At 37.8% G+C, this 13,043-nt stretch carries 9 protein-coding genes; 1 reads left to right on the top strand and 8 read right to left on the bottom strand.

Annotated elements, in window-relative coordinates:
• Positions 1–142: 142 nt before the first annotated feature.
• Together nlpI and pnp are read right to left on the bottom strand one after the other, a co-directional pair.
• The gene (gene nlpI, locus A6B41_RS06320) at positions 143–1,066 is read right to left on the bottom strand and encodes a lipoprotein NlpI (protein WP_027074482.1); all 924 of its coding nucleotides are present in this window, start codon (positions 1,064–1,066) and stop codon (positions 143–145) included.
• 81 nt (positions 1,067–1,147) lie between these two features.
• Positions 1,148–3,289, bottom strand: coding sequence for a polyribonucleotide nucleotidyltransferase (gene pnp, locus A6B41_RS06315; RefSeq protein ID WP_027074483.1), 2,142 nt, complete (start codon positions 3,287–3,289; stop codon positions 1,148–1,150).
• A 311-nt stretch (positions 3,290–3,600) separates the two neighbouring features.
• Between pnp and parC the strand changes: the two genes are divergently transcribed.
• A complete protein-coding gene (gene parC, locus A6B41_RS06310) occupies positions 3,601–5,847 on the top strand; it encodes a DNA topoisomerase IV subunit A (protein WP_027074484.1) in 2,247 nt (748 codons plus the stop codon).
• Between the two features lie 72 nt (positions 5,848–5,919).
• On the opposite strand, the gene A6B41_RS06305 is transcribed toward parC, so the two are convergent.
• The 6 genes from A6B41_RS06305 to araC all read right to left on the bottom strand — a co-directional run bounded on the left by A6B41_RS06305 (position 5,920) and on the right by araC (position 12,987).
• Positions 5,920–7,515 carry a xylulokinase gene (locus A6B41_RS06305; RefSeq protein ID WP_027074485.1) on the bottom strand — a complete coding sequence of 532 codons (1,596 nt, stop codon included), beginning with the start codon at positions 7,513–7,515 and terminating at the stop codon, positions 5,920–5,922.
• 12 nt (positions 7,516–7,527) lie between these two features.
• On the bottom strand, positions 7,528–8,478 hold the full coding sequence (locus A6B41_RS06300) for an ABC transporter permease (protein ID WP_027074486.1): 951 nt from the start codon (positions 8,476–8,478) through the stop codon (positions 7,528–7,530).
• 2 nt (positions 8,479–8,480) lie between these two features.
• A complete protein-coding gene (locus A6B41_RS06295) occupies positions 8,481–9,440 on the bottom strand; it encodes an ABC transporter permease (RefSeq protein WP_027074487.1) in 960 nt (319 codons plus the stop codon).
• A complete protein-coding gene (locus tag A6B41_RS06290; RefSeq protein WP_027074488.1) occupies positions 9,427–10,914 on the bottom strand; it encodes a sugar ABC transporter ATP-binding protein in 1,488 nt (495 codons plus the stop codon). The genes A6B41_RS06295 and A6B41_RS06290 overlap by 14 nt, the downstream gene beginning before the upstream one ends.
• A 52-nt stretch (positions 10,915–10,966) precedes the next feature.
• On the bottom strand, positions 10,967–11,941 hold the full coding sequence (locus tag A6B41_RS06285; RefSeq protein ID WP_027074489.1) for a substrate-binding domain-containing protein: 975 nt from the start codon (positions 11,939–11,941) through the stop codon (positions 10,967–10,969).
• Positions 11,942–12,129: 188 nt separating this feature from the next.
• Positions 12,130–12,987, bottom strand: coding sequence for an arabinose operon transcriptional regulator AraC (gene araC / locus A6B41_RS06280; RefSeq protein ID WP_027074490.1), 858 nt, complete (start codon positions 12,985–12,987; stop codon positions 12,130–12,132).
• Positions 12,988–13,043 lie beyond the last annotated feature (56 nt).

Below are 13,043 nucleotides of genomic sequence, written 5' to 3'. Positions count from 1 at the left end.
TATTATATTGTTGAATTATTTAGTAGGAAGAAAAATGAAATAACAAAGCAAAATAAATGCTTTAACAATCCCCTGAGTACAAGCGGTGAAATTTGCAAATTTTTTTGCAAAATTGACCGCTTAATCTTGTCCTAATCTTTCCCTATTCTTTATCAACAACGGGAGTTGTTTGAGCTAATGAACGCAATTGTCCAAGTTCAAACAGGGCAAAACGATACTCAACGAAGTTAAACACTTGATTTGCAAGAGCAAGTCGGAAAAGGCTGATGGCCTCATCTTTACGATCTAATTTGAGTTGTTGTTTTGCTAAATAGAAATACGTCTCTGTGAGTATTTCTGCGTATTGTGAGCTGTTTTCTTTAGCTTCGGAATCTATTTTAGCACGAAGTTGGGCTAAAGATAAGTCCCCTAAGAAATAATTCACAATATTTGTTCCCCAGAAATTAGGGGAGAGTAATGCTACTCGTGCTTGTAAATTTTTCTTGGCTTCTAATGGGATAAATTCTAACTCATTAAAATAAAGCCATAAAACACGGTAGGGATCTCTTTTATCTTCTTCGTAAAAACGTAAAAGATCACGCTCAGCTTCGGAGTATCGACCACTATAATAGAAGGCTAAGCCTCGATTGAGATAAGTATAGCTATATTCACGATCTAACTCTAATACTGCATTAAAAGCATCAATAGAGCTATCATAATCACCTTCTAGTAGTAGATACAATCCCATATAATTGTAAGCTGCCGCCATTCGCTGGTTAAGTGAAATAGCTTGAGCAAAATCATAACGGGCAAGAGACCATAATCCTAAGCTGTCGTAAATTACCCCTCTTTCAAAGTAGAGATCGGCTTGTTCAGATGAGTTTAATTTCGCTTCTTCTAATACTTGATTTATACGGACAACCATCGCTTCTTGTTCAAAGCGAAGTTGTGGATTTAATTCAGCTAAAGCTAAATTTTTAATTGAAACTAAATCTGAATAGCGATTGCTACAGCCCGTTAATACTAAAACAGAGATTAAATTAAGTAAAAAGAACTGAATTCGAAACAATTTAAACAGCTGTACCATTACTAAATTGCCTTTAAATAATGAACTACAAAATAGAATAACGGACAGTTAAATAGTCCGTTATTCACGATTTATGAAGAATTAGATATTCTCTTGTTCTTCAAAAACAGCTTCTTCCGCTACAGTTTCAGTAGCATTGTCGGTGCTATTAAGATCTTTCATCGTTAAGCGGATACGGTTTTGGCGGTCAATTTCAACCACTTTTACTTGTACTTCTTGACCGACAGATAAGTAATCAGCAACACGATCAACACGTTCGCTGGTAATTTGGGAAATATGGACTAAACCTTCTTTACCACCTAAAATTGACACGAATGCGCCGAAATCAACAACACGGGTTACTTTACCTGTGTAAACAGCGTTCACTTCAACTTCAGCAACGATATCTTCAATACGAGCCATGACCGCTTTCGCTGCATTATTATCAGTTGCGGCAATTTTTACTGTACCGTCATCATCAATATCAATTGAAGTACCTGTTTCTTCAGTTAACGCACGAATGACCGCACCGCCTTTACCAATCACATCTTTGATTTTCTTCGGATCAATTTTCATTGTGTGAATACGTGGTGCGAAGTCTGAAATATCCGCACGAGGTGCAGGAATTGCTTGTTCCATCACGTTTAAAATGTGCATACGTGCACCTTTTGCTTGATTTAATGCGATCTGCATAATTTCCGGTGTAATACCTTCAATTTTAATATCCATTTGTAATGCAGTTACCCCTTCACGAGTACCGGCTACTTTAAAGTCCATATCGCCTAAGTGGTCTTCATCACCTAAAATATCTGAAAGAACAACAAATTTTTCTTCTTCTTTTACTAAGCCCATTGCGATACCCGCAACTGCTGCTTTAATTGGTACGCCCGCATCCATTAACGCCAAAGATGCACCACATACAGAAGCCATTGAAGATGAACCGTTAGATTCAGTGATTTCAGACACTACACGCACCACATAAGGGAATTCTTCCGCAGTTGGCATAACAGCTAACACTCCACGTTTTGCTAAACGACCATGACCGATTTCACGACGTTTTGGCGAGCCGATACGACCTGTTTCACCTACAGAGAACGGAGGGAAGTTATAGTGGAATAAGAAGCGGTCTGACTTTTCACCTGTCAGTTCATCAATAATTTGAGCATCACGCTCTGTCCCCAGCGTTGCGACCGCTAATGCTTGAGTTTCGCCACGGGTAAAGATAGCAGAACCGTGAGTACGTGGTAAGACGCCTGTGCAAATATCTAATGCACGCACGGTATCCACGGTACGACCGTCAATACGCGGCTCACCGGCGATAATACGGCTACGCACTACAGAGCTTTCTAATGAAGTGATGATATCAACGATAGCACCTTCGTTTACGGTTTCATCTTCTGCTGTTAATTGTGCAATAACTTCTGCTTTGATTGCATCAATTTGCTCATAACGTGCTTGTTTTTCAGTAATACGATAAGCATCGCCGATACGGCTTTCTGCTAAGGCTTTCACTTTATTGATTAAATCTGTATTTGGCTCTGGAGCAACCCAATCCCAACGTGGTTTACCTGCTTCTTTTACAAATTCTTTGATATTTTCAATTACAACTTGTTGTTGCTGATGGCCGAATACCACTGCTGAAAGCATTTGTTCTTCAGTTAAAATATCTGCTTCAGATTCTACCATTAATACAGCTTTATCTGTACCTGCAACTACTAAATCTAAACGGCTGATTTTTTGCTCAGATGTTGTTGGGTTTAATACAAATTGATCATTAATGAAACCAACACGTGCTGCACCGATAGGACCGTTAAACGGTACGCCTGATAATGACAAGGCCGCTGATGCACCAATCATTGCTACTAAGTCTGGGCTGATTTGTGGATTGACAGAAACAACCGTTGCAATCACTTGAATTTCATTGAAGAAACCTTCAGGGAAAAGAGGACGCACAGGGCGGTCAATTAAGCGGGCAACTAAGGTTTCACCTTCAGAAGGACGACCTTCACGTTTGAAGAATCCACCCGGAATACGACCTGCTGCGTAAGTACGTTCTTGGTAATCTACGGTTAATGGGAAGAAATCTTGGCCTTCTTTAACATCTTTTTTCGCAACCACAGTTACAAAAACGGTGGTGTCATCCATACTTGCCATTACCGCAGCTGTTGCTTGACGCGCGATAGCACCTGTTTCTAAAGTTACGGTGTGCTGACCGTATTTAAATTGTCTTACGATTGGATTCATTCTGTTTTCCTTTATTAAACGAATTAAAGTTAAGTTTCGTTTTATTTTTTTAAATTGCGACTAGCAAAAATACTCGTGTTATTACAAAAGAATTTTTGATAGCCGCCTCTCAAAGTAAAAAATAAAACTCATCCATTATACAGAGATTTTCATAAAAAATCGCCTATTATTTTTGCTTTTACAAGCGGTCGTTTTTGTGAAGAATTTTGCAAAAAACAATGCTTTTATCACCGCTTGTCTTTCAGGCTAGACTAAAAGAGCTAAATCGTAGAAAATAGCTCTCATTTTTACATTATCTAAAACATAAAAAAATGACGACTGAAATCAATTATGAAGGCATTGAACAAATGCCGATTAAGCGTTTTACCGAAGATGCTTATCTCAATTATTCTATGTACGTAATTATGGACAGGGCATTACCCTTTATCGGTGATGGCTTAAAACCTGTACAACGCCGTATTATTTATGCGATGTCGGAATTGGGCTTAAATGCCTCGGCAAAATATAAAAAATCTGCCAGAACGGTGGGGGATGTGCTAGGTAAATTCCATCCTCATGGAGACAGTGCCTGTTATGAAGCGATGGTGTTAATGGCTCAGCCATTCTCTTACCGCTATCCGCTTGTGGATGGGCAAGGGAACTGGGGAGCTCCGGACGATCCTAAATCCTTCGCAGCAATGCGTTATACCGAATCAAAACTATCTAAAATTGCAGAAGTGTTACTTGGGGAATTAGGACAAGGCACAGTCGATTATCAGCCGAATTTTGACGGTTCACTTGAAGAGCCAAAATATCTACCTGCTCGTTTACCGCACATTTTGCTCAACGGCACAATGGGGATTGCAGTTGGGATGGCAACCGATATTCCACCACATAATATCAACGAGTTGGCCGATGCCAGCGTGATGTTATTGGATAACCCTAAAGCTTCGCTAGACGAAATTCTAACCGTCGTTCAAGGACCGGATTATCCAACCGAGGCAGAAATTATTACACCAAAAGCAGAAATTGCCAAAATGTATGAGCAAGGCCGTGGTTCGATTAAAATGCGTGCGGTATGGAAAAAAGAAGACGGCGAAATTGTAATTTCTGCCTTACCTCACCAAGCTTCACCGTCAAAGATTATTGAGCAAATCGCCACTCAAATGCGGAATAAAAAATTACCGATGGTAGATGATATTCGTGACGAATCCGATCACGAAAATCCAATTCGGATTGTGATTGTGCCACGCTCAAGTCGTATTGATTTCGAAGCGTTAATGGATCACCTTTTTGCCACGACCGATCTGGAGAAAAGCTACCGAGTCAATATGAATATGATTGGCTTAGACGGCAAACCGGCGGTGAAAAATTTACTGACGATTTTAACGGAATGGCTCATATTCCGCCGTACGACGGTAACTCGCCGCTTAAATTATCGTTTGGATAAAATTTTAAGCCGCTTACATATTTTAGACGGCTTAATGATTGCCTTCTTAAATATTGATGAGGTGATAGAAATTATCCGTAACGAAGACGAGCCAAAAGCGGAATTAATGGCACGTTTTAACCTGACTGATATTCAAGCAGAAGCGATTCTCAATTTACGTTTACGCCATTTAGCTAAATTGGAAGAACACCAATTACAAGCAGAAAAATCAGAGCTTGAAAAAGAGCGTGATGAGCTGCAACTGATTTTAGGCTCGGAACGCCGTTTAAACAGCTTAATTAAAAAAGAGATTCAGGCAGATGCAAAAACCTTTGCCAGCTCTCGCCGTTCGCCATTAGTAGAACGTGCGGAATCGAAAGCGATTGCCGAAAGTGATTTAACCCCAACCGAAGATGTGACGGTGATCCTCTCCGAAAAAGGCTGGGTACGTTGTGCTAAAGGACATGATATTGATGTAGAAGGACTAAGCTACCGTGCGGGCGATGGTTATCTCGCTCACGCACGTGGCAGAAGTAATCAACCAGTGGTCTTTTTAGACAGCACAGGGCGAGCCTATGCGCTAGATCCTACCTCATTGCCATCTGCACGTTCACAAGGTGAACCGCTTACCGGCAAAATCACCTTACCGGAAGGCGCAACCATTCAGCAAGTTTTAATGGCAAACTCAGATACCAAAGTACTAATGGCATCTGATTCCGGCTATGGTTTTATTTGTACCTTTGAAGATTTGGTTTCCCGTAATAAAGCCGGCAAAGCGGTTATTTCTTTAACAGAAAATGCAAAAGTATTACCGCCTCAGTTACTTGAAAATGATGAGAACTTATCATTAGTGGCCATGAGCAATGTAGGCAGAATGTTAGTGTTCCCGGTTAGCGAATTACCGGAGTTATCAAAAGGTAAAGGTAATAAGATCATCAATATTTCCGCTGCTGCGGCAAAATCAGGGGATGAGTACCTTGCTCGCTTATTGGTCATCAAACCAACACAATCGCTCGTGTTTGTTTCTGGCAAACGTAAAATTACGCTAAAACCAAGCGATATCGACAACTACCGCGGCGAACGTGCAAGAAAAGGCTCACAATTAGTGAGAGGCTTAAGTACCAATTCTACGGTGGAGATTGTGGAGTAGATTTAGGAATTCAAGCGGTGAACTTTGCAAAAAAATTTACAAAGTTCACCGCTTGTATTTTATGACAATATTTCATGAATGATTAAGATAAAGTGCTTTCTCTACGATAGGAATACCAGTTATGTATCTCTGCATAAAACGTTCATATCCTTCAGTTATTGCTTTATCTGGTTGAATAAGATTCAGATTGGTGGTATTGAATATCTGTTTGTCTAGATAATTCTCCAAATTATAGCTATCAGAAACTTCTAGGAAGTTTGCAAGCAACGCAATCCCCCAAGCTCCTCCATTTGAGGCAGTGCTTGCTGTTGCAAGTGGTATATTCAGGGCAGATGCTAAGATTTTTTGTGCAACACCTTCGGTTTTGAAAATACCACCATGCCCTAAAATACGAGAAATTTCTACTTTCTCTTGATTGATCAAAATATCCATCCCCAACTTCATTGCTCCGAATGAAGTATAGAGGTGAACTCGCATAAAGTTAGCTAAATTGAAATGGGATTTTGTTGGATGTAAGAATATAGGACAACCTTCAGATAAACCGACATTATGTTCTCCAGAGTGAAAACCATAGGAGAGTAGCCCTCCACAATCAGCATCACCTTGTAATGCCTGTAGGAATAACATCTCATATAATTCTTCTGTATATATATTGACTCCAAAAGTCTCTAAGCACTCTCCAAATAATTTAACCCAAGCATTAATGTCAGATGTACAGTTATTGGCGTGTGCCATAGCAACCAATTTTCCTGCGGGAGTTGTAACAATATCTAACTCTGAATAAACTTTTGACAGCATTTTTTCTAGCACTATCATTGCAAATGCAGATGTTCCTGCTGAAATATTTCCCGTTTTTTCTTTAATACAATTAGTTGCAATCATACCTGTACCAGCATCTCCCTCTGGAGGACATAGAGGGATTCCTGCTTGTAAATTGCCACTTGGATCAAGTAATCTAGCTCCTTTTTCGGTTAATTTGCCAGCAAACTCACCTGCAACTAACACTTTGGGTAGGATCTCTTCCAGCTGCCAAGGCATATTAAATTGAGAAATATATTGTGAAAACTGAGAAAGCATCTTTTTGTTGTAGGAGAGAGAATTTGTATCAATCGGAAACATTCCTGAGGCATCACCAATTCCTAATACTTTTTCTCCAGTGAGTTGCCAGTGAACGTAACCAGATAATGTAGTGATATGATTAACCTCATTTAAATGCGGTTCATTGTTTAATAGAGCTTGATACAAATGAGCAATACTCCAACGTTGAGGAATTGGATATTGGAAAAGCTCCGTTAATTTTTCAGATGCTTCTAAGGTAATGTTATTTCGCCAAGTTCTAAAAGGAACGAGCTGTTTTCCTTGTTTATCAAAAGGCAAATAGCCATGCATCATTGCACTAATTCCTAATGCTTTTGCATTACGAATAATAGCATGGTATTTTTCTTTCACTGTTTTGGTTAAATCTATATACGCTGCTTGGAGTTTCTCCCATACTTCGTGTTGATGGTATGTCCAAACTCCGTCAATCAGCCGATTTTCCCAATCGGCGCCGCCAGTTGCTAAAATTGTACCATCTGGACCAATCAATACAGCTTTGACACGAGTTGATCCTAATTCAATTCCAATGACTATATTACCTTGTTCAATTAGTTGTTTTTCATTTTGCATAATTTACTCCTGTTAATGTTTTAATAGGAAAATATGATTTTTTTGTAAGAAGATAAACAGTAGCAATAGACTGCCCCACAAGATCATTGTAATGTAACTGCTAATACCAAGCATATTTAATCCACTTTCAATGACTTGAAGTAAGATAAGAGCTAGCATAATCCCTATGAGCTTTCCTTTGCCACCATCTGGATTTATGCCACCTAGTACAGCGGCAAGAATAGAGATCAGTAAGTAAGAATCACCATAAGAGGCTTTTGCTGAATTGAGTTTTGACATCATTAGAATAGCAGCAAATACACAAAGTACAGATGAGATAATATAGACTAAAATGAGTACCTTTTTCGTATTAATACCTGAGTAATAGGTCGCTTTCTCATTATTGCCAATGAAATAGATCGCTTTGCCAATAGATGTTTTTTCTAGGAAACACCATATAAGTCCTGCAAGCACTAAAAATACTAAAATAGGTGTAGGAATCCATAGAAATGTAGACGCACCAATATTTAAGATACTGTCAGGAAAATTTGCAATTGTAGAGCCATTTGTTACTAATATATTAATTCCGTTAATTAATGTCATTGTACCTAATGTGGCTAAAATCGGTGAAACTCGAATAATAGCAATCAGTGTGCCATTAAGTAAACCGATAACTAATGCACATAATAGGCTTAAGATAACCGACATAACTAACCAAGAAATACCGTTATGCTGCGTAATAAAATAAGCAATAATTAGCGAACAAGCATTCATACTGGCAATAATAGAAAGATTTATTCCACCTGTTAGCATTGGTAATGCCATTGCAAGTGTTAGAATACCTAGTATAGGGATTTGAGATGCCATTGACTGGAAATTACTGACAGACCAGAAGATCTCTGGAATTAAAAGACTAAAAATAATCACAGCAATAGTAAAAAGAGCCAATAGATAAAAAATAGTGTGATCAATTTTTCTTTTCATCGTTATACTCCTTGTTTTTTTAATTGCCCTAATGCAGTAGCACTAATACTCAAGATAATAATGATACCGGTAATGATTGTTTGCCAATAGGAGGAAACATTCATTAAATTTAAGCCATTTTGAATGATTGCTAGCAGCATTACTCCCATAACTGTTCCTAATAATGTTCCTTTTCCCCCTGATAAGCTTGCTCCACCTAAAACGACAGCTGCAAGTACGGTTAACTCATAACCTAGGAGAGAGTCAGGGGCAACGGATTGTACGGTATAAGATTGTACAATACCTGCTATTCCGGCCATAAACCCCATATAACCATAAGCAAATAAATGTAGAAACAGAATATTAAACCCAATTCGAGATGTAGCATCTTGATTCCCACCAAGTGCATAAATTCTTCTACCTATAGTTAATTTATGGGTAATTAACCAAGTCAATAATACTGATGAAATAGCTATAATTGCTTGGAATGAAAGACCAAACTCAAATCCATCTTGAGAGATTTGTTTGAAAAATAGTACTTCTTGTGTAAACCATTCAGGATAATCGTATAGCCATACCCCTTTTGTGAAATACAGCAGCCCTCCATAAAAGATATTCAATGTTGAAATGGTAATAATAATGGAAGGTACATTCATCTTATTAACAAACAGGGCATTGATAAAGCCTAATAGAATACCTATGAAAGATGAGATAATAAATATACCTAAAAAACCAATATCATATTTTCCTATCATTGTTACCATAACATATTGTGAAATGATAGTTATGGCGGGAAATGAAATATCAATTCCTCCTGAAATAAGGACAACAAGTAACCCACAGGCTAAAATCATTAGTATTGAATAGTTATTAACCACATCATAGATGTTTTCAATAGTTGCAAAGTCATTGGTAAAGAATGCAAGCAAAATTACTAAAACGAGTATAGTTGCAGAAAGAATATGATTATTAGTGATTTTCATAGATGGCCTCCGCAATCAATTTTTCTGTTGCATTAATAGGTAAAAGTTCGTTCGCTATCTTACCTTTTTTCATTACAAGTACCCTATGGCTGTTGTAATATGCTTCTTCCACTTCATCAGTAACAAAGATAACAGCGATACCTTTCTGTGCTAGTGATTTAATGATATTGAATATCCCCTCTTTATTAGCAATATCTACGCCAATTGTTGGAGAATCTAAAATGATAATTTTAGGATCAATTGCCAGCCATTTTGCAATAGAAACCCGTTGAGCGTTTCCCCCTGAAAGGGTATTTACCGGCAAATCAGAATCCGCCACTTTAATTTTTAGTGAGTCAATCAGATCTTGACTATGTCGATACGCCGTTGGGGATTTAATAATATTAAACCTACCACAGATCTTATGAAAAATAGTAGATATGATATTGTGATGAATGGATTCTGCCATTATTAAGCCGGTTGTCATTCTATCTTCCGACACATAAGCAATCCCATTTTTGATTGCATCACGATTCGTTTTAAATATGACTTTTTCTCCATTTAATAAGATTTCACCAGATTTAGGCTGAGTAATCCCGAATAAGCTAAGGCATAGTTCCGTACGCCCTGACCCTAGTAAGCCGGTTAAAGCAATAATTTCCCCCTCTCGTAATGCAAAATTTATATTTTCATATTGGCGAGATAATGTTAAGTTACGTACTTCCAGTACAGTTTTTCTTTGCGAAAGATCGGGCAAATCTAACCGCTTGTATTCGATTTCTAATCCGGTCATTAAGAATCCTAAATGTTTCTCATCCATCTCGCTAATAGGATATTGACCAATCATATTGCCGTTTTTAAGTACTAAAACGGCATCAGATACACCCATTACTTCTTGTAATTTATGGCTGATAAAAATAATACTAATACCTTTGCTCTTTAACTTGAGTACGACTTTTAGTAGATCTTGCACTTCTTTAGCAGTAAGAGATGCTGTCGGCTCATCCATAATCAATAAACGAGCGTTTTGTGCCAATGCACGACAAATAGCGACTAATTGTTGCTGTGCGATGGGTATATCTTCTAAAACTGCATTAAGATCTAAATCTGCATTAATACTCTGAATAGCATTTAAGGCCACCTTGTGAATCTCTTCCTGGCTTACCCAGCCAAACTTGCGGTGTGAGTTTATTGCTATATTTTCTGCGACTGTTAAATTGGGAAATAGAGCTAGATCTTGATAGATAACTTGAATCCCTTTTGCAATGGATTCTTGCGGCGTTAATTTAGAATATGTGGCCGCACCAATTTTGATTTCAGCTCCTTTATCAGGTTGATAGACGCCGGAAAGGATTTTGATTAGCGTTGATTTTCCACAACCATTTTGACCGGCAAGGCAGAGAGCTTCTCCATAGTCTAAAGAGAGGTTCACTTGATTTAATGCCTTTATACCGTGGAATGTTTTGCTTATATTCGCCATGGAAATAAATGCCATAATGCCTCCTCAGAGAAATATGGGTTCATAAAGAACCCATATTTATTGCAGATTAATATAAGTTGTCGATATTATCTTTAGTTACTTTAAGTACATTGTGGAATTGGAGTAATTTTTTCTCTGTATCCACTTTAGCTTTACCGACATTAGGGATTTCTAAGCCATCTTCGATTTTTTCGCCTTTTAATACTTTTGCTGCAACAGCGGCAAGGGCATAACCTGCATTAGCAGGATCATAGGTAATTCCCATTGTAATATCGCCACTTCTAATTAAATTAGCAGCTTGAGATGGGATCATCATACCGAAAACACTTAATTTATTTTTCAGGCGTTTTTCTTTAACTGCTAACCCTGCACCGATAGGGCCTTGTGAGCCAAAAGACACAACAGCTTTTAGGTCTGTGTGGGCTTTCACTAAATCAATTGTGGTACGGCGAGCATCATTGATATTTTCCGCAACCGGCATTCTACTGGTAACTTCAAACATATTTGGATAATGTTCTTTTTGGTATTTAACAAATAGATCCGCCCATAAATTATGTTGAGGAACCGTCAAACCTCCAACATAAATAACATATCCGCCTTTACCTTCCATTGTTTTGGCAACTTCTTCAACATAATCAGCAGCAAATTGAGCATTATCGATAATCTCGATATCCCAATCTGCACTTGGTTGACCAACAGACTCATTTGTTAAAACAACAATGCCATTTTGTTTTGCTTTTTTCAGTACTGGCTCTAGAGCGTTCGCATCATTTGGAACGATGGAAATCGCACTGACTTTTTTAGCGATTAAGTCCTCAATTAATTTCACTTGCTGTGGTGCATCTGTGTTGGAAGGACCAACTTGATAGGCATTGATATTGTTATCTTTACCTGCTTGGAGAACCCCCTCAGCCATTCTATTAAACCAAGGCATACCGTCAATTTTAGAAATATTGACTACATCATTTGCAAGTGCTGAGCTATAGCAACTTAATGCTAAGATACTGGAAAATAATGCGTGTTTTAATGTTGGTTTTTTCATTGTTCTTCCCTCATAAATTAAGAAGTCATTACATTGTATACCTGCTCCAACAGCAGGTTATTTTTACTTTAATAGGAACAGCACAATTAAAGTTGTCTTAATCTTATGCTTTAAACAGAGGAGGGAACAGGTAAATTTTTGTTATAGATATGGAAAATTCTGCTACGAAAAGCGAAGTGAGATCTAGATCACACTTCGTTATCTTTACGTCTTTCGATAGTTCTAAATTCAGAGGGGGATAATCCGGTATGCTTTTTGAAGATCTTAGAAAAATACAAAGGGTCTTCATAACCCAATGATTTAGCTATATTTAATATTGAAATGTTGGAGAAATATAATAGTTTTTTTGATTCTGCAATCCGCTGCAGTTCTCTCCATTGCACTAAACTAATACCTAAAGAATCTTTAAACAAGTGCGATAACCGAGAGGAGGATAAAAATACTTTCTCTGCTATGTATTCTATACTGTCATTCCGAGCTAAATTGGATAGAATTAAATCACAAACATTAAGAATACGTTGATCGATTGCCGGTATAATCTCAATTTTCTCTGCAAAAATACACTTCATCAATAAATATTCCAACAGAGTAGTAGCCAAGTCTTCTTTAAAAAAATGGCTGGACTTTAATTCGAGATTAATTTTAGAGAAGAGCTGACTGATTTCTTGGAAATATCGATTATCATTAATTTTTATGCGACCAATCCCTGCTTCTCTATTAGACCAATTTAACCATTTATTCCATTTAGGATTCGGTAAAAAATAGATCCACTTATAGTGCCAATATGAAGCCTCAGAATGGCGTTGGTAATTCTGAATCACATTCGGAGAAAAGAGAAGAAGTTGTCCACGGTCCACATTAAATGTATTTTTGCCGTCATAAATTGTACCACTACCAAAAGTTGTCAGTTGCAACATATAGCCTTTCATACCTTGCTTATTGACAACAGAATCAAGATAATTCCCTTTTTCGCATTGAGTCAATCCAGAGACTAACTCGAAGTCAAATGAGGGACTTGGAGAGAGTAGAGAAAGATTCTTGTACATAGTAGTGGTTTCAAAGTGCTCTAATCTAAAATTATTGCAGATAATTCTACTCTGTA

The sequence above is a fragment of the Mannheimia granulomatis genome, from assembly GCF_013377255.1.
Lineage (GTDB): Bacteria > Pseudomonadota > Gammaproteobacteria > Enterobacterales > Pasteurellaceae > Mannheimia > Mannheimia granulomatis.
This window is presented reverse-complemented; position numbering and strand designations above follow the sequence as displayed.